Source organism: Pseudarthrobacter sp. AG30, assembly GCF_003116525.1.
Lineage (GTDB): Bacteria > Actinomycetota > Actinomycetes > Actinomycetales > Micrococcaceae > Arthrobacter.
Genome location: NZ_QEHL01000005.1, coordinates 140,859 through 160,465, shown reverse-complemented (window position 1 = coordinate 160,465; position 19,607 = coordinate 140,859). Strand labels below are relative to the sequence as shown.

The 19,607-nt window shown below is 64.5% G+C and carries 18 protein-coding genes and 2 tRNA genes; 5 read left to right on the top strand and 15 right to left on the bottom strand.

What is annotated here, in order from left to right:
* The first annotated feature begins 3 nt into the window (after window positions 1–3).
* A complete protein-coding gene (pknB, locus tag DC347_RS06770) occupies window positions 4–1,950 on the top strand; it encodes a Stk1 family PASTA domain-containing Ser/Thr kinase (RefSeq protein WP_165837992.1) in 1,947 nt (648 codons plus the stop codon).
* Window positions 1,951–1,970: 20 nt separating this feature from the next.
* Here the strand turns inward: pknB and DC347_RS06765 are convergent, their stop codons facing one another.
* Window positions 1,971–2,612, bottom strand: a complete 642-nt coding sequence (locus tag DC347_RS06765; protein ID WP_018762795.1) for an aminodeoxychorismate/anthranilate synthase component II — start codon at window positions 2,610–2,612, stop codon at window positions 1,971–1,973.
* A gap of 169 nt (window positions 2,613–2,781) precedes the next feature.
* Window positions 2,782–3,576 carry a class E sortase gene (locus DC347_RS06760; RefSeq protein WP_018762797.1) on the bottom strand — a complete coding sequence of 265 codons (795 nt, stop codon included), beginning with the start codon at window positions 3,574–3,576 and terminating at the stop codon, window positions 2,782–2,784.
* Between the two features lie 173 nt (window positions 3,577–3,749).
* Here DC347_RS06760 and DC347_RS06755 point away from each other — a divergent pair, with 173 nt between their 5' ends.
* On the top strand, window positions 3,750–4,001 hold the full coding sequence (locus DC347_RS06755) for a cell division protein CrgA (protein WP_018762798.1): 252 nt from the start codon (window positions 3,750–3,752) through the stop codon (window positions 3,999–4,001).
* A 34-nt stretch (window positions 4,002–4,035) separates the two neighbouring features.
* Window positions 4,036–4,641, top strand: a complete 606-nt coding sequence (locus tag DC347_RS06750) for a DNA-3-methyladenine glycosylase I (protein ID WP_109044856.1) — start codon at window positions 4,036–4,038, stop codon at window positions 4,639–4,641.
* 189 nt (window positions 4,642–4,830) lie between these two features.
* On the opposite strand, the gene DC347_RS06745 is transcribed toward DC347_RS06750, so the two are convergent.
* From DC347_RS06745 to DC347_RS06735, 3 genes are all read right to left on the bottom strand, one after another.
* Entirely contained in the window at window positions 4,831–5,298 is a 468-nt protein-coding gene (locus DC347_RS06745; RefSeq protein ID WP_018762800.1) for a carboxymuconolactone decarboxylase family protein, read from the bottom strand.
* Window positions 5,299–5,837: 539 nt separating this feature from the next.
* Window positions 5,838–6,716: a rhomboid family intramembrane serine protease gene (locus DC347_RS06740; RefSeq protein ID WP_109044855.1), complete on the bottom strand. Its 879-nt coding sequence runs from the start codon at window positions 6,714–6,716 to the stop codon at window positions 5,838–5,840.
* A gap of 9 nt (window positions 6,717–6,725) precedes the next feature.
* Entirely contained in the window at window positions 6,726–7,271 is a 546-nt protein-coding gene (locus DC347_RS06735) for a peptidylprolyl isomerase (protein WP_018762802.1), read from the bottom strand.
* A gap of 155 nt (window positions 7,272–7,426) precedes the next feature.
* On the opposite strand from DC347_RS06735, the gene DC347_RS06730 reads away from it, so the two are divergent.
* Both DC347_RS06730 and DC347_RS06725 read left to right on the top strand, forming a co-directional pair.
* A complete protein-coding gene (locus tag DC347_RS06730) occupies window positions 7,427–8,446 on the top strand; it encodes a hypothetical protein (protein WP_109044854.1) in 1,020 nt (339 codons plus the stop codon).
* 112 nt (window positions 8,447–8,558) lie between these two features.
* Window positions 8,559–9,434: a glycosyltransferase family 2 protein gene (locus tag DC347_RS06725; protein WP_109044853.1), complete on the top strand. Its 876-nt coding sequence runs from the start codon at window positions 8,559–8,561 to the stop codon at window positions 9,432–9,434.
* Between the two features lie 24 nt (window positions 9,435–9,458).
* Here DC347_RS06725 and DC347_RS06720 read toward each other — a convergent pair whose 3' ends face one another.
* From DC347_RS06720 to gnd, 10 genes are all read right to left on the bottom strand, one after another.
* On the bottom strand, window positions 9,459–10,400 hold the full coding sequence (locus DC347_RS06720) for a DMT family transporter (RefSeq protein ID WP_109044852.1): 942 nt from the start codon (window positions 10,398–10,400) through the stop codon (window positions 9,459–9,461).
* Window positions 10,401–10,482: 82 nt separating this feature from the next.
* Window positions 10,483–10,558, bottom strand: a tRNA-Ala gene (locus tag DC347_RS06715).
* Window positions 10,559–10,629: 71 nt separating this feature from the next.
* The gene (locus DC347_RS21910) at window positions 10,630–10,746 is read right to left on the bottom strand and encodes a DLW-39 family protein (RefSeq protein WP_240617712.1); all 117 of its coding nucleotides are present in this window, start codon (window positions 10,744–10,746) and stop codon (window positions 10,630–10,632) included.
* 71 nt (window positions 10,747–10,817) lie between these two features.
* Window positions 10,818–10,891, bottom strand: a tRNA-Ile gene (locus tag DC347_RS06710).
* A 97-nt stretch (window positions 10,892–10,988) separates the two neighbouring features.
* Window positions 10,989–11,651 (bottom strand): DUF3566 domain-containing protein, encoded by a 663-nt coding sequence (locus tag DC347_RS06705; RefSeq protein WP_026264877.1) that lies wholly within the window; start codon window positions 11,649–11,651, stop codon window positions 10,989–10,991.
* Window positions 11,644–14,322, bottom strand: coding sequence for a DNA gyrase subunit A (gene gyrA, locus DC347_RS06700; protein ID WP_109044851.1), 2,679 nt, complete (start codon window positions 14,320–14,322; stop codon window positions 11,644–11,646). The genes DC347_RS06705 and gyrA overlap by 8 nt, the downstream gene beginning before the upstream one ends.
* 55 nt (window positions 14,323–14,377) lie before the next feature.
* Window positions 14,378–16,465: a DNA topoisomerase (ATP-hydrolyzing) subunit B gene (gene gyrB, locus DC347_RS06695; RefSeq protein WP_109044850.1), complete on the bottom strand. Its 2,088-nt coding sequence runs from the start codon at window positions 16,463–16,465 to the stop codon at window positions 14,378–14,380.
* 378 nt (window positions 16,466–16,843) lie between these two features.
* Complete coding sequence (locus DC347_RS06690; RefSeq protein WP_018762810.1) at window positions 16,844–17,398, bottom strand: DUF721 domain-containing protein; 555 nt, start codon at window positions 17,396–17,398, stop codon at window positions 16,844–16,846.
* Entirely contained in the window at window positions 17,388–18,593 is a 1,206-nt protein-coding gene (gene recF / locus DC347_RS06685; RefSeq protein ID WP_018762811.1) for a DNA replication/repair protein RecF, read from the bottom strand. Before recF ends, DC347_RS06690 begins: the two co-directional genes overlap by 11 nt.
* 45 nt (window positions 18,594–18,638) lie before the next feature.
* A complete protein-coding gene (gnd, locus tag DC347_RS06680; RefSeq protein WP_109044849.1) occupies window positions 18,639–19,523 on the bottom strand; it encodes a phosphogluconate dehydrogenase (NAD(+)-dependent, decarboxylating) in 885 nt (294 codons plus the stop codon).
* Window positions 19,524–19,607: the final 84 nt, after the last annotated feature.

Here is a 19,607-nt window from a genome sequence, read left to right as displayed (position 1 = left end):
CCAGTGAATGAGTCATCACGCACACCGCTGCACCGGGAGGACAACGTCCCAGTGGATAACCGGCGTGTCCTGAGCGGCCGGTACGAGCTCGGCAGCCTCATTGGCCGCGGTGGCATGGCTGATGTCTACCGGGGAACCGATACCCGCCTCGGCAGGACCGTGGCCATTAAACTGCTGCGCCCGGACATGGCCAGGGACCCCCAGTTCCAGGCACGGTTCAAGCGCGAGGCCCAGGCGGTGGCTGCCTTGAACCATCCCTCCATCGTGGCCATCTTCGATACCGGCGAGCACCTGGTCCACGATGGCTCCGCCGAGGATGTGCGGGTGCCCTACATCGTGATGGAATTCGTTGAGGGCAAGACACTGCGCGACATGATCCGCGCCAAGGAAGTGACCATAGATCACGCCATCGATTACTGCCTTGGCGTGCTGGCGGCCTTGGAATACAGCCACAAGGCCGGGATCGTTCACCGGGACATCAAACCGGCCAACGTGATGTACTGCCCCGGAACCAATTCGGTGAAAGTGATGGACTTCGGCATCGCACGGGCCATCGCTGATTCCTCCGCCACCATGACCCAGACACAGGCGGTGGTGGGCACGGCGCAGTACCTGTCTCCGGAGCAGGCCAGGGGCGAAACTGTCGACGCCCGCAGCGACCTCTACTCCGCAGCGTGCCTGCTCTACGAAATGCTGACCTCCCGGCCGCCGTTCGTTGGGGACAGTCCGGTATCCGTGGCGTACCAGCACGTTCGGGAAATCGCCGATCCACCCAGCAGCCTGAACCCCGACGTTTCTCCCGCCTTGGATACGGTCATCGCCAAGGCCCTGCAGAAGAACCGCGACGACAGGTTCCAGGATGCCGCAGCTTTCCGGCGTGCCCTGCGGGCTGCGAAGGCCGGCGTGGCCGTGCCGGTCGTGGCGGCGTCGGAGGCGCCAACGGATCCCAACGACCATGTACCCGATGCCCAGCCGCGCACCGAGGCTTTCGCGGCAACGGGCGCAAGCTTCCTTGATGATGCTCCCACCGGGCGGCTGGCTGCCGCCGGCCTGTACCACGACGACGACCCGGCCGGTCCGCTGGAAGTGGCGGACGCGCACACAACGGCTGAGCCGCTCCCGCTCGGCCTCCCTCCGGAACGCGAGCCCAGCAGGCCGCAGAAGTCCCGTCGTCGTGCGTGGATTGCCACCCTGGTGATCTTCACCCTGCTGGTCCTGGCAGGGGCCGGCCTCTGGCTATACGAAACAGTCAACCGGCCGGCGCCCGTGGCCAAGGTTCAGATACCTTCGGTGGCGGCCATGACGGAGAGCGCCGCGCTGCAGACGCTTTACAACGCGAACCTGCGTCCCAAGATCACCAGGCTTCAGAACGATACCGTTGCCAAGGGAACGGCCATCGGCACCGACCCTTCGGCCGGGGCGTCGATGGATCCAGGTGCCGAGGTGGTCCTGAACGTCTCGGATGGGCCCAGTGCGGTGAAGATTCCTGACAGCCTTCCGGGCAAGACCGAGGCTGCCGCACGGGACATCCTTCGCCAGGTGGGCCTGGTGGGCGCTCCATCGACCACCACGGCCAACAGCGCCACGGTGCCGGCGGGAATCGTCATTACGTCGAACCCGGCTCCCGGGCAGAGCGTCGGCGTGGGCACCAGCGTCGAGCTGGTGGTGTCCACGGGCAAGGTGGTGGTTCCAGAACTGCGGGGCCTTTCACGCGAGGAAGCCGAAGCCGCGCTGAAGGGGATCGGTTTGGTCCCCCTGGTGGTGGAGGTGGAGAACTCCCAGGTGGAACCGGGCAAGGTGACGGATCAAAGCGACCCCGTCAACGCCGCCGTCGAACAAGGAAAGACCATCACGGTGGTGGTTGCCAAGGCCCCCGCCCCGGCGCCGTCCCCGACGCCGACCCCCACCGACACGCCCACGCCCACGCCGAAGCCCACCAAGAAGGGCTGAAGCGCCGCCCGGCGGTCCGGTTAGTGCTGGATAAGTGGGCTTAGCTTGGCCGCACGCGCCGCGGCGCCCTTCATGCCCAGGGACTCAAGCCAGTTGCCAAGCATCTGGTATCCGCCCTCGGTGAGGACCGATTCCGGATGGAACTGGACGCCGCAAAGCGGTGCGGTCTTGTGCTGCAGTCCCATCACCACCCCGGACGCGGTTTGTGCCGTGACCTCCAGGACGTCGGGAATGGATTCCCGGACCGCCGCCAGCGAGTGGTAGCGGGTGGCCGTGATGGGGGAGGGGAGGCCGGCGAACACGCTGGTGCCGCTGTGCTCCACCTGCGAGGTCTTGCCATGCATCAACTCCGGGGCATGGGTGACCGTGCCGCCGAACGCCTCCGCCAGTGCCTGGTGGCCCAGGCACACACCGAACATCGGCACGCCGTGTTCACCGCACCACTTGATCAGCTCGATGCAGACGCCTGCCTCGGCGGGGTTGCCGGGGCCGGGTGAAATCAAAACGCCGTCCCGGGCCCCGGCGAGTTCGATCGCCTCGGCCAGGGTGACGTCGTCGTTGCGGACCACCGTGGTTTCGGCGCCGAGCTCCTGGAGGTAACCCACCAGGGTGTAGACAAAGCTGTCGTAGTTATCCACTACGAGGATCTTGGTTGTGGTCATGGCTGGTCTGCTGAACCAATCGTCGAGTCGGTGAATTGGGTGAAGTGGGACATCCAGGGGAACAGGAACTGGACCATCAATACCAGGGCAAGGGCGACCAGTACCAATGAGAAAACAATCCTCAGCCAGAGCGGACCAGGGAGGTGGCGGAATATCCAGGCGTACATGCTCAGCCTTTCCCTGTGGCGGCTGCAACCTGTGCCGCGATCTCGGCCGGCGGGCCGGCGGACGCCGGACGCCAGCTGTCCAGCAGGGCATAGGCAATGATGCGTTCTTCGGCGCCGAAGCGGGGGTTGCAGCTGGTCATGGTGAGGTAACTTTCCGTGGGTGCCACACCGGGTTGGGTGGGTACCGGTTCCAGGACGTCGGTGCGCGACGGCAGCACGATCTGGTTGTTGCGAAAAACGTAGACATAGAAGCCGTCCCTGGTCTGGACGTAGATCTTGTCCCCCGGCACCAGGGTATGGATGTTGTCCAGCACCGCGCCGTGCGTCTGGCGGTGGCCGGCGACCGCGAAGTTGCCCACCGCACCGGGCATGGCCGTGTTGCTGTAGTGTCCCAGCCCCAAGGTGTCCAGCACATCCTGGCTGGTCCCCTGGACAATCGGACGGGTGTAGGTGGCTCCGAACCGGGGGATGTACATGATGCCGATCGTGCCGGCGTGGCCCGGGGCGGTACCCACTACTGGCGTGCCGAAATCCTGCCCGCCTGCCGGTGGCGCGGCGGGTGCCGTTGCTGCCGGGGACGGCGCAGCGGTGCTGAGGTCCTGGGCAAATTCCTTGATGACCTGGCTCTGCTTGGCGTCTGATTCAACGTTGGTCCACCACAGCTGCCACGCCACGAAGAGCAGGAGGATGATGCCGGCGGTGATCAACAGTTCACCGATGACCTGGATGGTTCCACGTAGCAGGGAGCCACGGCGGGCGGGCGGGGCCACGGGCCCGGCCTTCTCCTGCAATACCACGCGTTCTCCTCCGGGCGTCCACCCAGGGCACCGGGTGCCCATCAACTGCGGCTAGAATTGGCTGCTAGTAAGAATCCAGATTTGACCAAGATCGCGCAGACCGCTGGCAATTTCCTTCTTGCAGGATATCAAGCCCGGGCCGCCGAGCTTGCCCAGCCTGCCAAGGAGAGCCAGTGCCCGAGTCGAAACCTCGCAAGAAGACTGCCAGCACCGCCCAGCCGGCTTCCACCGATTCATACAAGCCCAACCCCGTCTGGTTCAAGCCGGTGATGTTCGGCCTGATGATCATCGGACTCTTCTGGATCATCACGTTCTACATCAGTGAGGGACGTTTTCCGGTCCAGGCGTGGCAGTCGTGGAACATCGTGGCAGGCTTCGGCATTGCCATCGTGGGGTTCCTGATGACCACCCGCTGGCGTTCCTGACGCGTTCGCAACGCTACTTTCGAGGAGGATCCCCCTGTCTCCCGATTCCGCCGGCGTGATCATTGGCGACGACGGCCTGGCCCGGCCCGCGTGGGCATCCACGGATCCGTTGATGCGCGCGTACTACGACCAGGAGTGGGGGCTGCCCGTCACTGACGAGCAGGGCCTCTACGAACGTATCTGCCTGGAGGGATTCCAGGCCGGGCTCTCGTGGGCCACCATCCTGCGCAAGCGTCCCGGCTTCCGTGCCGCCTTTGCCGGTTTCGATCCCGACGCCGTGGCCTTGTTCGGCGATGCGGACGTGGAACGGCTGATGCGGGACCCGGGCATCGTCAGGAACCGCCTGAAGATCCACGCCGCGGTCAAGAACGCCCGGGCCACCGTGGAGCTTCGAAACGACGGCGGGCTGGTGGACTTTGTCTGGAGTTTCCGCCCGGCGAGCACCCCGCGTCCCCGAGTAGCGTCGGACATTCCCACCCAATCGGCGGAGTCGGTCGCATTGTCCAAGGCGTTACGGAAACGGGGCTTCTCGTTCGTTGGCCCCACCACCATGTTCGCCCTGATGGAAGCCGTGGGAATAGTGGACACGCACCTCCTGGCGAGCCACCGTCGCGGTTCCTCCGGGATCTGGGCCGAGTAGCGCCGCGCCGCGTCGGCTGTCCGCAGCTGTTGGCAAGGTTATCCACAGTGTGGATAATCTTTGTGGCATCGTGCCTCCGAGGTCTCCTGTGGCGCGTTGCTGCCCGACCGGCCGAAATTTGCCCGCAAGATGTGGTTATTAACAGTGTGGAATACCTGTGGATAACCAGCGTTGCGGCCGGACCCGTCATTACGGACGGCTGCGCCTCACGGGGTGGTGGCTGGTGATGGAAACCCGATTGAAGGCATTCATGGTGACAGCCACCCAGCTCACCGCGGAGAATTCCTCCGCCGTGAGGCACTGCCTTGCATAGGCTTCTTCACTCTCGCGCGATTCCTGGTCGGGGAGTTCCGTAATGCTTTCCACCAACGCCAGCGCAGCCCTTTCCTTGTCCGTGAACAGGGCCGTTTCCCGCCATGCCGGCAGCACCGCGAGCCGCTGTGGACTTTCACCTGCCTCAGCGGCCTTCCGCACGTGCAGGTCCAGGCAGTAGGCGCAGCCGTTGATCTGCGAGATCCGTACATTGAGGAGCTCCAGCAGGCCAGCGCCCAAGCCGGCGGCTTCCGCTGCTTCCTGCACCTTCAGTCCGAGGCCGCTGATCGCCCTCCACAAAGCCGGGTGCTGCTTGTCGAGGTACAGGTGCTCGGTGGCGCTCACGGGAGTCCTTCAAGGTAGTACGGCTGGGCAAGGCACCATCATAGGCAGAGGCGCCTGAGGGGCCGACGACGCGGTTATGCACTTAACAACATCCCGATACCCACAAGTTATCCACAACTGTGGGTAACCCCGTGGAAATCACAGGCGGTTGGGCGGTCTGGCCTACTCGCACCACGGATCCAGCGCGGGAAACTACAGGGTTGTTACTTATTAACAGTGTGCATAACGCTGTCGATAAGTCCGGGTATTGCCTTCTATTGGCGCGCTCAGGGGGTGCTTTGCGGGCAGTTGTCCACATGTTGGTCCTGGATCGTCCGCTTATCCACTTACGCACACCCCTATCCCCACAGGTTATCCACAGGTGTGGAGAAATCGAGGATATCCGGGGCCGAGAAGTAAATCGCCAGCCACTGTCCGGGAAACGGCGCCTGAACTACACCCCTGTAAGTTACCAACACTGTGGATAAGGCCTGTGGAAAAGACGAATGCCCGGCACCTGTGGTGCCGGGCATTCAGGGGGGCTTCTGGACCGCGGGGAGTTACAGGGAGACCCGCAACCATGTCAGGGCAACAAGCAGGGCCACCACCGCGGCGAGCCCTGCGGCCTGGATGAGGCCCTGCCGGCGTCCCCGCGGGGTATAGGCGAGGACGGCTGCACAAAGCCCGCCGGTGACCAGTCCGCCCAAGTGGGCCTGCCAGGCGATTTGGGGGACCAGGAAGCCGATGACACCGTTGATGGCAATCAAGACCCACAGCTGGCGGGTATCGCCTCCGCGCTGGCGCTGGACCAGCAGCATGGCGCCGAAGAGGCCGAAGATCGCTCCGGACGCCCCAACCACCCCGAAGAGTTGCTGGCCGGGAACATAAAGCGGTGTCAGCAGCAGGTACCCCACGGAACCGCCCAAGGCCGAAATAACGAACAGCGCTAGGAACCGCAGGCGGCCCAGGATTGGTTCCAGGGCCTGGCCGAAGATCCACAGCGTGTACATGTTAAGCAGAATGTGGAGGAGGTTGTCCGGCGAGTGCAGGAATGCCGAAGTGAGCATCCGCCATGGTTCGAACTCGTTGTACTTCGGTTCTGCGTAGATGTTGGCAAAGGCCAAGGCCCGGTAGACGCCTTCATTGGGAATGACGAACTGCAGGACCTGGAGAAGCGCGCAGACCGCAATGATGGCAAACGTCACCATCGGCCTGCCGGTGGCCACGGCCCCGCCGTAGACCGTCCGGACTTCGGGCGTCGTCCGCCGGGTTTCGTTGACGCAGTCAACGCACTGGAATCCGACGGCGGCCGCCCGCTGGCAGTCCGGGCACGCCGGGCGGCCGCAACGCTGGCAGCGCACATAGGAGGGCCGGTCCGGATGCCGGGGGCAGACCGGAACCTGCGCGGACGGCTCAGCCGACGGAATTCCGTAACTCATGCTGTGGTGTTAAAGCTGTTCGATGTCGATGCTGTTGATGGTGACATCCTCCACGGGGCGGTCACCCATGCCGGTGCGGACACCCTCGATAGCGTCGACGACCTTCTTGGACTCCTCGTCCGCCACCTCACCGAAGATGGTGTGCTTGCCCTGCAGCCAGTCCGTGGGAATGGTGGTGATGAAGAACTGTGAACCGTTGGTGCCTTTGCCCATCTGGATGCCGGCGTTGGCCATGGCGAGCTTGTAGGGCTGGTTGAAGCTCAGTTCCGGGTGGATTTCGTCATCGAAGCGGTAGCCGGGGCCACCGGTTCCGCGGCCCAGGGGATCGCCGGCCTGAACCATGAAGTCCTTGATGATGCGGTGGAAGATGGTTCCGTTGTACAGCGGAGTGCCGGTCTTGTCCTCACCGGTTTCCGGGTGGGTCCAGGCCTGCTCGCCGGTGGCAAGGCCAACGAAGTTCTTGACCGTCTTGGGCGCGTGGTTCCCGAAGAGGTTAACCACGATGTCGCCGAGGCTGGTGTGGATGGTTGCTTTTGCAGTTGCGATGGCAGTCATAAGCCTCATTCTTCCATGTCCCCTATGGGCGGCAACGGCTGCGGCAGCAGTTCCGCGCTGGGTGAAATCGGCCTAAAATCCGCAGAGTGAATAGCCCGGGGTGGTCCGGGCACGTAGGCTAGCGACAGAACCGTCACATTAATCGGGAGGTAGTTGTGAAGAAATCGGATCGTATTGCCCGTGACCTTGAGCAGTCGGTCACCAGTGCGGTGGAAAATGCCAAGGACTGGGCGGCCCCCCGGGTGGAAGCAGCGGTGGATTGGGCTGTCCCGCGGCTCCAGCACAGCCTGGATACCGCATCTCCCAAAATCCAGGAAGGCCTGAAGACCGCAGCTCACAACCTGGCTGATGGTGTTGCCACCGTGACTCCCAGGATCCAGGACGGACTGGCCCAGTTGGCGCCAAAGATCAACGACGTCGTGGAAAACGCATCACCCAAGCTTCACGACGCCCTGGACAAGGCAACGCCGGTGGTCCTGAACGCCCGTGACCGCGTGGTGGTGGACTACCTGCCCAAGCTCTCCGACCAGATCGGCGTGGCCTCGGAGGCCGTTCACCGCACCCTTGAAGGCGCACCTGCCCGCGTCGACGCCGTCGCCCAGAAGCTTGGCGACGCGGGAATTGTGCACGCCATCCAGGAACAGGCACAGGCCACCGGTACGCAGCTCAAGGCCGCCGCAACCGAAGCTGGCCGCACCGTCGGTATCCAGCTGTCCCAGCCCGAGCCCAAGAAGAAGCGCGGCTGGCTGGTCTTTGGCGTGATTGCCGCCGCGGTGGCCGCGGGCGTTGCCGCATGGAAGGCTTCCAAGCCCGTGGAGGACCCCTGGAAGACTCCGTCGCCGGTTACCCCCACGCCTGCCCCGGTGCCGGCCACCACCGTCAGCGACGTCAAGGAACACGTGGCTGACGCCGCAGGTAAGGCTGCAGACGCCGCAGGTTCCGCAGCCTCCGCCGTCGCGGACAAGGCAGCGGACGCCGCCGAAGCGGTCAAGGACAAGGCAGCGGACGCCGCCGAAGCGGTCAAGGACAAGGCTGCAGACGCCGCTGACAAGGCCAAGCACGTGGCCGACGACGCGGCCGACGAAGCACCCACCGCCGCAACTGACGCCAAGACGGCTACCAAGAACATCGCGTCGAACATCGGCAACGACGTCAAGGGCACCACCGAGGCCTAGTCCTTCGCCGCGCACAAGGGGCTCCGTTTTGAACGGGGCCCCTTTTGTGTGTCCGCGGAAGCTCATGGTCCACGCCGCGGCAGGACACGGCCCGGATGCTAGATTTGATCTGATGTCAGCCGATCGATCCTCTGGGGATGCCTTGAACGACGCAGCCGAACAGCTCCGCGTGTCCATCGTTATCCCGGCGTACAACGAGGAAAGCGTTATCAGGCAGTGCCTCATCGCTGCCATCTACCAGTCGGTTCCCGCCCACGAAATCATCGTGGTGGACAACCTCTCGAGCGACCGCACTGCCGCGATCGTCAGCCAGATGCAGCTCGAATACCCGGAAAGCCCCATTATCCTGCTCAGCCAGGACCGGGAGCAGGGCCTGATCCCCACCAGGAACTTCGGGCTCGACCACGCCACGGGGGATGTCCTCGGGCGGATCGACGCGGATTCCATCGTCGAACCCGACTGGGTGGAGCAGGTCCAGAAGGCCTTTGCAGATCCCGTCGTCCAGGCCGCAACGGGGCCGGTGGTGTATTACGACATGCCCATGCGCCGTTTTGGGCTCAAAGCGGACGACAAGATGCGCCAGCTCATGCTGAAGCTGGCCAAGCACCAGTACCACTTCCTGTTCGGCTCCAACATGGCCCTGCGTGCCAGTGCCTGGGAAACCATCCGGGCCGAGACCTGCCGGGACGAGAAAGACGAGATGCACGAGGACATCGATTTGTCCCTGCACCTTGCCGACCATGAACTGCCGGTCCGCTACTGGCCGCAGATGGTGTCCGGCATGTCCGCGCGCCGGCTTGAGGACTCTCCGCGGGACTACCGCTACTACGTCACCCGCTTCGACCGGACCTACAAAGCCCACAACGTGCGCAAAATGGCGTTGAAGGCCCCCATGGTGGTCTTCTTTTCGGTGTATTTCCCGGCGAAGCTCCTGCGGGCCATCCACACCGTCAACACCGCCCAGCCCGTCCGCCGCGGCGGACAGTAAGGCCCGGCGGCGGCAGGCTTCCTGTCAGTCCGTTCCCAGTTCCGCCAACGGACGGCCCGACGGCGGTTCCTCCCCGGGCGGCAGTGGCCGCTTCCCTGTCCTTCCGGACCGTTGCCCCAGGACGACGACGGCGAGTCCCGCCAGGATGAGGCCCAGCCCGGCGTACGTGCCAGCCGGAAGGGTCTCGTGCAGGAAGACGGCGGCCACCAGTGCGGCCCCGGGAATTTCCAGCAGGATGATCATGGAGACGATGAGGGGACTCATGGTGGCCAGCAGGTGGTTGAACGCCGTATGGCCCACCAACTGCGCGCAGACGGTGATGGCCGCGATGCCCAGCCACCCTGCCGGCTCGAACCCGGCCAGGGGCTGGCCGGCCGCCAGGGCCAGCACCGCCACGAGGACCGCGCACATCCCGTAGCAGAGCGTGGTGTACGTCCCCGTGGTCATGCTCTGCCGGGCCTTGCCGCCTGCCAGCGTGTAGAGCCCCGCCAGGGCGCCGCCCGCCATCGCCAGCAGATCTCCGGTCAGTGCCTGCGAAGAGGTTCCCAGGTCGAAGCCGGTGATGGCGACAACACCGCCGAAGGCAATCCCCAGTCCAGCGAGGACCTGCCAGCGGTGCCGGGTTCCGCGGACGAGCTGGAAGACGGCAATCCAGCCGGACTGCAGGCACACCAGGGCTGTGGCGGCCGCAACGGAGGTCAGTTGCAGCGAAGTGATGAAGCAGGCGAAGTGCAGGGCGAGGGCGACGGCGGCCAGCAGGGACCAGCGGAACTCGCGGGCCGTGATGCGGCCGAACTTGCGGGGCTCCCGGATGAGCGTGGGGGCAGCCATGACCACGGAACCGATGGCGTTGCGCCAAAAGGCAATGGCGAGGGCGCTGACGCTCGTGGCGCCCAGGGTTGCGGCGATCAAGGGGCCTGACGAGGCGACGCCGAGGACACCCAGGGCCGCGAAGAAGAAGTTCAATGGATACCCCCTGGAGCCGTCCCCGGAGGGAAAGGAGAACAAAAAGTCCCGGCCGGCGTTTCCGCCGACCGGGACTTTCCTATGGTGGAGGCACGGGGACTCGAACCCCGAACCCCCTGCTTGCAAAGCAGGTGCGCTACCAATTGCGCCATGCCCCCATAAGAAGCAACCCGTCCATCATACCCCAGGAACCGCGAGGCCTTGACGGCTTCCTTACCTGGCGCCCAAGCTAGTCAACCGTATCGGTTGACTTGCTCCAGACTGTTTTCCGGGCTTCGGATTCCTGTGCTTTACGGAAGACCAGGAAGCCTGCGATTGCCGCTGCGAGTACCAGCAACTTCTTCACATGCTCCCCGTTCCGGCCGGGTACCGGATGTATCCGGACCAAACCTCCGTTTGAAACCTGCACAGGTTCCGTGGGCGTACCAGGACTTGAACCTGGGACCTCTTCGTTATCAGCGAAGCGCTCTAACCGCCTGAGCTATACGCCCCGATGCCTCATCGGGCCGAGATATGACTTTACAGCACATCCCGGCCCGATCTCAAATCGGGCATTTCCACCGGATTACCCCCGGTGAAACCGGGTTCTTAATCGTCCGTCAAGGTGACGCCGATTCCACCCACCAGCGTGGCGGAAATGTTGTAGAGGACGGCGGAGAGCATGGACAGCGCCGTCAGCAGGACAACGTTGACCACAGCGATGATGGTGGCGAATGAGGCCACCTGCCCCAGCGATGCCACCTTCTTCAGTTCGAAGCCGCCGCTTTCGGAGCCGGCGAGCGTTCCCAGCAGGCTGTCCACCTGGTCGAAGATTCCGGTCAGGTCCAGCACCGTCCACAAGACGATTGCTGCCACCACGGTGACGATGCCAAGTGCCACCGAGAGCAGGAATGCCATCTTCAGTACGGACCAGGGGTCCACCTTGCTGATCAGCAGCCGGGCCCGCCGTACCTTTGCTTTCGGCGCGGGCTTCACCAGGCCGGGATTACCCTGTCCCTGGGCCGGCCGCTGGCCGGAGGCTGCAGGGCGCTGGCCCGGCTGACCCTGGAAGGGCCGCTGGCCGGGCTGCGCGGGGCGGTCGCCCTGCTGCGGGCGCTGGCCCGGAACCGCGGGACGCTGGCCCGGGGCACCTGCGGCCGCTGCCGGTCGCTGCTGCGGACGGACGGGGGCGTTCACGCGGGGCGCCGCTGAAGGCCGGTTCCCGTCAGGAACAGTGCTGTTCGGCTTGGGAAATGAGTCGGAATTACTCACTCGTTACCTCCGTGTTGTCTTCGTTCGGCTCAGCGTCGCCCGAGGCGTCCTCTGACTCAACGGCCGGTGATTCTTCTGCCATTGCTGGCTCGGCGGAATCCCCAGCGGGACCGCCATCTTCAGCCAACGTTACGTCATCCTCAGCGGATTCATCGTCCTCGAGGCCCCGTTCGCTGTTGCGCGCCACCTCGATAATCCGGTCATTCTTGTCCGGCTTGGCGAAGATGACGCCCATCGTGTCACGACCCTTGGCCGGAACACCGGCCACGGAGGACCGGACCACCTTGCCGCCCTCCATGACCACCAGGACTTCATCCTCTTCCTGGACGATGAGGGCTCCCACGAGGTGGCCGCGTTCTTCCTGGTATTTGCCTACCTTGATGCCGAGACCGCCACGGCCCTGGAGGCGGTATTCCTCCACCGCCGTGCGCTTGGCGTACCCGCCTTCCGTCACGATGAAGACGAACGAGCCGTCAGTCACCACGTCGGCGGCCAGCAGTTCGTCGTCCTCGCGGAACTTCATCCCGGTAACGCCGGAGGTTGCCCGGCCCATGGGTCGCAGGGCGTCGTCCGTAGCGGTGAAGCGGATGGACTGGCCCATGCGGGAGACCAGGAAGAGGTCGTCTGTTTCCGAGACGAGCTGCGCCGACACCAGTTCGTCGCCGTCGCGCAGGTTGATGGCAATGACGCCGGCGGAACGGTTGGTGTCGTAGTCCTCGAGCCTGGTCTTCTTCACCAGGCCCCGCTTGGTGGCGAGCACCAGGTACGGCGCCTGCTGGTAGTCCTTCAGGTCCAGCACCTGGGCAATGTGTTCGTCAGGCTGGAATGCGAGCAGGTTGGCAACGTGCTGGCCCTTGGCGTCCCGGCCCGCTTCCATGAGCTCGTACGCCTTGGCACGGTATACACGGCCGAGGTTGGTGAAGAAGAGCAGCCAGTGGTGCGTTGTGGTGACGAAGAAGTGTTCCACGACGTCGTCGCCGCGAAGCTGGGCACCCTTGATGCCTTTGCCGCCGCGCTGTTGTGAGCGGTAGTTGTCACTGCGCGTGCGCTTGACGTAGCCGCCGCGGGTGATGGTGACCACCATTTCCTCTTCGGGGATCAGGTCTTCCATGGACATATCGCCATCGAAGCCCATGAGGATCTTGGTGCGGCGGTCGTCGCCGTGCTTGTCCACGATTTCGGCCAGCTCGACGCTGATGATCTCGCGCTGGCGCTGTTCGGAGGCCAGGATCGCGTTGTATTCGGCGATCAGGGCCTCGAGCTCGGTGTGCCGGTCCTGGATCTTCTGGCGTTCCAGGGCGGCGAGGCGGCGCAGCTGCATGTCCAGGATGGCGCGGGCCTGCAGCTCGTCGATATCAAGAAGTTCCATCAACCCGTCGCGTGCGGCTTCGGTGGTGTTCGAGGCGCGAATCAGGGCGATGACTTCGTCGAGCATATCCAGTGCCTTCAGCAGGGCACGGAGGATATGGGCTTCCTCCTCGGCCTTGCGCAGGCGGTACCGGGTTCGGCGTGCAATGACGTCCATTTGGTGCGTCACCCAGTGCCGGATGAAGGCGTCCAGGCTGAGTGTCCGGGGCACGCCGTCAACGATGGCCAGCATGTTGGCGGAGAAGTTGCTCTGCAGCTCGGTGTGCTTGTAGAGGTTGTTCAGCACCACCTTGGGTACGGCGTCGCGCTTCAACACGATCACCAGGCGCTGGCCGGTGCGGCCGGAGGTTTCATCGCGGAGGTCCGCGATGCCGGAGATTTTGCCGTCCTTGACCAATTCGGCGATCTTGATGGCCAGGTTGTCAGGGTTGGCCTGGTACGGCAGTTCCGTGACCACCAGGCAGGTGCGTCCCTGGAGTTCCTCCACCGCGACCACTGCACGCATGGTGACGGAACCGCGGCCGGTCCGGTAGGCGTCTTCGATGCCCTTGTGTCCCAGGATGGTGGCACCCGTGGGGAAATCCGGGCCCTTGACCCGCAGCAGCAGTTCTTCGAGGAGTTCCTCGCGGGTGGCGCCGGGGTTGGCCAGGTACCACTGGACCCCGTCCGCCACTTCCCGCAGGTTGTGCGGCGGGATGTTGGTGGCCATGCCGACCGCAATGCCGGAGGATCCGTTCACCAGCAGGTTGGGGAACCTGGCGGGCAGGATGGTGGGTTCCTGGTTCTTGCCGTCGTAGTTGTCCTGGAAATCGACGGTTTCCTCGTCGATGTCGCGGACCATTTCCATGGCCAGGGGCGCCATTTTGGTCTCGGTGTACCGGGGTGCGGCGGCACCGTCGTTGCCTGGTGAACCGAAGTTCCCCTGCCCGAGCGCCAGCGGATAGCGCATGGTCCAGTCCTGGATCAACCGGACCAGGGCATCGTAGATGGCAGTGTCGCCATGCGGGTGGTACTGGCCCATGACTTCGCCCACCACGCGGGCGCACTTGTTGAAGGAACGGTCGGGGCGGTATCCGCCGTCGAACATCGCGTAGAGCACGCGGCGGTGGACGGGCTTGAGGCCGTCGCGGACGTCCGGGAGGGCGCGCCCTACGATGACGGCCATGGCGTAGTCCAGGTAGGAACGCTGCATTTCCGTCTGCAGGTCCACCTGTTCAACGCGGTCGATCAGCACGTCGCCTTCAAGAACGGTGTCCGGTTCTCCGGCCTCGGGGGCGGGAATCTCGGGGGTTTCGTCGCTCATTCTTTATTTTCCGTTTCAGGTATATGTCTGGTTCCGAATACTTTGGAGCGGGTCCTTAGATGTCCAGGAACCTGACGTCCTTGGCGTTCTGCTGAATGAAGTTGCGCCGTGACTCCACGTCTTCGCCCATGAGGACGGAGAAGATCTGGTCGGCGGCGAGGGCGTCATCCATGGTCACCTGCAGCAGGGTGCGGTGGTCAGGGTCCATGGTGGTATCCCAGAGTTCGGTGTAGTCCATCTCGCCCAGGCCCTTGTAGCGCTGGATGCCGTTGTCCTTCGGGATGCGGCGTCCAGCCGCTTGGCCAGCCACCAGTTTGGCGTCGCGTTCGCGGTCGCTGTACACGTAGTCGTGCGGCGCGTTGGACCATTTGATCCGGTACAGCGGCGGTTGCGCCAGGTAGACGTAGCCGTTCTCGATCAGGGGACGCATGTAGCGGAACAGCAAGGTCATCAGCAAGGTGGTGATGTGCTGGCCGTCCACGTCGGCATCGGCCATGAGGACGATTTTGTGGTACCGAAGTTTGGCGAGGTCGAAGTCCTCGCCAATCCCGGTGCCGAACGCGGTGATCATGGACTGGACCTCCGCGTTGCCCAGGGCCTTGTCCAGGCGGGCACGTTCCACGTTCAGGATCTTGCCGCGCAGGGGCAGGATGGCCTGTGTTTCGGGGTTGCGGCCGCGCTTGGCGGAACCGCCGGCGGAGTCGCCCTCCACGATGTAGACCTCGCACTTTTCCGGGTCCTTGGAGGAGCAGTCGGAAAGCTTGCCCGGCATGCCGAACGATTCCAGCGGGCTCTTGCGCCGGGCGTTGTCGCGGGCCTTCCGCGCGGCCATGCGTGCCTGGGCCGCCGAAATGGCCTTGCGGATGACGTCACGGGCGGGACCGGGGTTGCGCTCCAGCCAGTCACCCAGGCCGTCGGTGACCACGCGCTGGACGAATCCCTTGACCTCGGAGTTGCCCAGCTTCGTCTTGGTCTGGCCTTCGAACTGGGGCTCCGCCAGCTTGACGGAAATGACGGCGGTGAGGCCCTCGCGGATGTCGTCGCCCGTGAGGTTGTCGTCCTTTTCCTTGATGATGCCCTTTTCCCGGGCGTACCGGTTTATCAGGGACGTCAGTGCGGCACGGAAGCCTTCTTCGTGGGTGCCGCCCTCGTGGGTGTTGATGGTGTTGGCGTAGGTGTGCACGCTCTCGGAGTAGGCACTGGTCCACTGCATCGCCATTTCCAGGGCAATCCGGCGTTCGGTGTCCTCGGTTTCGAAGGCGATGACGTCCTCGTGGACCACCTCCACCTTCTTGCCCGAGTTCAGGTGCTTGACGTAGTCCAGCAGGCCTTCGTCGTACTGGTACACCACGGTTCGGTGTTCGGCGCTGATCTCACCGTCGGTGCTGAGGTCGTCAAGGTCGAGGTCGCCGTCGGCTTCATCACCTTTGGCGGCACGCTCATCCGTCAACGTTATGCGCAGGCCCTTGTTGAGGAAGGCCATCTGCTGGAAACGGGCGCGGAGGGTCTCGAAGTCAAACTCGGTGGTTTCAAAGATCGCCGGGTCCGGATAGAAGGTCTGGGTGGTGCCGGTGGCATCGGTCTCTTCACCCTGGACCAGGCTGCCCTGCGGCTTGCCTCCGTCGGCGAAGGACATCCGCCAGACGTGGCCCTGGCGCCGTACCTCGGTGTCCACCCTGCTGGAGAGGGCGTTGACCACGGAAATGCCCACACCGTGCAGGCCGCCGGAGACCGCGTAGCCGCCGCCACCGAACTTGCCGCCGGCGTGCAGGATGGTCATTACCACCTCGACGGTGGGCTTGTGCTCGGTGGGGTGCATGTCCACCGGGATTCCGCGGCCGTCGTCGACAACTTTGACGCCGCCGTCGGCCTGCAGGACCACTTCGATATGGCTGCAGTAACCGGCGAGTGCCTCATCCACGGAGTTGTCCACCACCTCATAGACCAGGTGGTGGAGTCCTCGGGGACCCGTGGAACCGATATACATGCCCGGGCGCTTGCGGACAGCTTCGAGGCCTTCAAGGACAGTGATGTCGCTGGCACCGTACTCCCTTGGGCTGGTAGACGCAGCCGGGGTGTCAGGGGTACGGCCATCCTCGACCGCTGTATCTGCTGCCAGAATATCTGTATTGTCGTTAGCCACAGGCGCTGCGACTCCTCTGTTCTCGATGATGGCCGGCTGATTTCTTTTCGCAGGGAAAAGTGACCCGCCAACAGGCACAAACTTATGGCGCCGGTGACTCGATGACGGTCGGTGATCCGCGCTCTGCGTGCGGGACGCGCGCGGAGAACGGACTGAAGTCAACGTTTCATCCGCGCCCAGTTATCTCGGTCAATTCTACCGCGAACACGCCCAGATCCTCGCATTCCAAGGCCGTGGGCGGACGGTGAATGTGCCTGTGCGAGGCTCTTGGCCCCGCCTAGGACGGCCCGGTGGTACGCCCTTCGGGTGCCCATACACGCCGCGGCCCTTACCGGCCTCTATACGCCTTTGGGCGAAGTTTCAAGAGCTGCGGCCCGGCTATCCGTAGGTGTCCCGCGGACCACGCCCGTTGACACTGCGTCCACCCTTGCGCCAGCTGGGCGCTGTGGGGCCGAGGACCTGGATCCTGGTGACCACGCCGTCGCCCAGTTCCCGGCGGAATTTCTCCAGCAAGCTGGTGCTCAGCAGCCTGAGCTGGGTGGCCCAGGCCGTGGAGTCACACCGAACGTGCAGGGTGGTGTCGGTGAAGCTTTCGGGTGTGCAGTGGGCTGAAATCTCCGGGCCCACCAAGGTGGCCCACTCCGCCATGACGGAACCCACCGCTACCGGGGAGGTCCAGCCGCGTTCTGCAACCAGCCGCCCAACCACTTTGCCCAGGCCGAGCGGGTCCCGGCCGGTGGCATGAAACTGGCTGAAGCCCCGGGTGTCACGGATACTGCCCTTGGCTTTTTGCGAACCGGGCCGGGGCGCCTTCCTGCGGACTTCGCCGCGGGCGGCAGCCGCCTCCCGCATCCGGTTCAGTGCTGCTTGCGGGGCATCGATGTGGTCAGGTTCGCGGCCGGGCTGCAGCCCGGCATCCTCGTCACTGCTCATCGATTCCTCCCGGGATGACCTTCACCCGCCGTCCGGACAGCTCTTCCGGAATATCGGCGTCGACGGCGGCGGTCACCAGGACCTGTTCCGCGCCGGAGACTATAGCCGCCAGTTTACGCCGCCGCTGGACATCGAGTTCGGCAAAGACGTCGTCCAGGATGAGGATGGGGGCGGACCCGCCGGTGCGGGCGTCATCGAGCATGACGTAGTACGACGCCAACCGCAGGGAGAGGCACATGGACCAGGTCTCCCCGTGCGAGGCATATCCCTTCGCGGGTGCCTGTCCAAGGATGAGCTCCAGCTCGTCGCGGTGCGGGCCGACGAGCGAGATGCCACGTTCCAGTTCTTTCTTCCGTGATTCCGCGAAAGCCTGGATGTAGCGCTCCGTCAGCTGTTCGACACTGAGCAAGCGCAGGTCCTCCTGCGCGGCGGACGAAGCCCCGGCCGTGGTGCGCTGGGCATGTGCGGCCGGGACGCCGTCGTCGTCCATCTGGTTCTGGAGGGTCGAACGGTACAGGGCATCGGCGGGCTTGGAAGCATCCGTCAGCTCGGCGTAAGCGCGGGCGAGGTGCGGGCGGAGCCGTTCCACCAGTTCCAGCCGTGCGTGCAGCAGCTGTGCTCCGGCACGGGCCATGTGCTGGTCCCAAACATCCAGGGTGGCTTCATGGGCAGTCGTGAACCGTCCGGCCCGCGCTGATTTCAGCAGGGCGTTGCGTTGCTTCAGGACGCGGTCGTAATCGCTGCGGGTGGCTGCATGATGCGGAATGAGGCTGGCGAGCAGTTCGTCCAGGAAGCGCCGGCGGTTGGCGGGATCCCCCTTGACCAATGCCAGGTCCTCGGGAGCGAACAGGACGGTCTGGCAGATGCCCAGCAGGTCGCGGGCGCGGACCGGGTTGCTGCGATTGATCCGGCCGCGGTTGGCCCGGCCGGCATTGATTTCCAGCTCCAGCACCGTGGTCTGCTCTCCGCGGACCAAACGGGCCCGGACCAAGGCGCGCTCTGTGCCGAACCGGAGCAAGGGGCCATCGGAACTGACCCGGTGGGAGCTGAGCGTTGCCAGGTAGCCGATGGCCTCCATCAGATTGGTTTTGCCGATGCCGTTGTATCCCACCAGGACGGTAACGCCCGGGCCGAGGCTGAGGTCAACCTGGGCGTAGCTGCGGAAGTCCGTCAGGGAAAGATGTTCAAGATACACGCGGTGGTCGGCAATTCTGGAACCGGTGGCGGCTCCTGCTGGATGCTACTTGGCGGGACGGGTTGCATGGCCACCGAACTGGTGGCGCAGCGCAGAAACCATCTTCATCGCGGGGGACGTGTCCTCCCGGGAAGCAAAACGGGCAAACAGGGCGGCCGTGATGGCCGGGGCCGGAACCGCATTGGCGATGGCCTCTTCAACTGTCCAGCGGCCCTCACCCGAATCCTCCACGTAGTCGTCGATGGACTCCAGGCCTGGATCTTCATCCAAGGCTTTGACCATGAGGTCCAGCAGCCAGGAACGGACCACGGTTCCCTTTTGCCAAGCGCGGAACGTGCCCGGCAGGTCCGTGACGATGTCCTTGGCGGCAAGCAGTTCGTACCCTTCGGCGTACGCCTGCATCAGGCCGTATTCGATCCCGTTGTGGACCATCTTGGCGTAGTGGCCGGCGCCGATTCCGCCAACGTGGACAAAGCTGTCAGCCCTGTCGCCCTCAGGCCGCAAGGCATCAAAAACCGGCATGGCGCGTTCAATGTCGCCGGCGTCACCGCCTGCCATCAGGCCGTAGCCGTTCTGTAGGCCCCAAACCCCGCCGGACACCCCGCAGTCGGCGAACCGGATGCCCTTGGCGGCAAGCACCTCACCATGTTTCTGGTCTTCCGTGAACCGCGAGTTTCCACCGTCGATCACAAGGTCGCCGGGCTCGAGTTTGCCGGCCAATTCGGTGATGACGGAGTCTGTCACGGGGCCGGCCGGGACCATGACCCAGATGACCCTCGGCGCCGGGACGGCGGCGATCAGGTCTTCGACGCTTGCGGCATCCGTGACATCGGGATTCCGGTCGTAGCCGGTGACCTCCACGCCGCCCTTGCGCAGGCGTTCACGCATGTTGAAACCCATTTTGCCGAGGCCAATCAGTCCAATGTGCACGGTGAGACTCTTTTCTGCGCTGGTGTGTGAAGGCTGGGAGCCGATGGGTGGACCCACGCCGCCCGGGTTCCCTGGCCGAGCTTG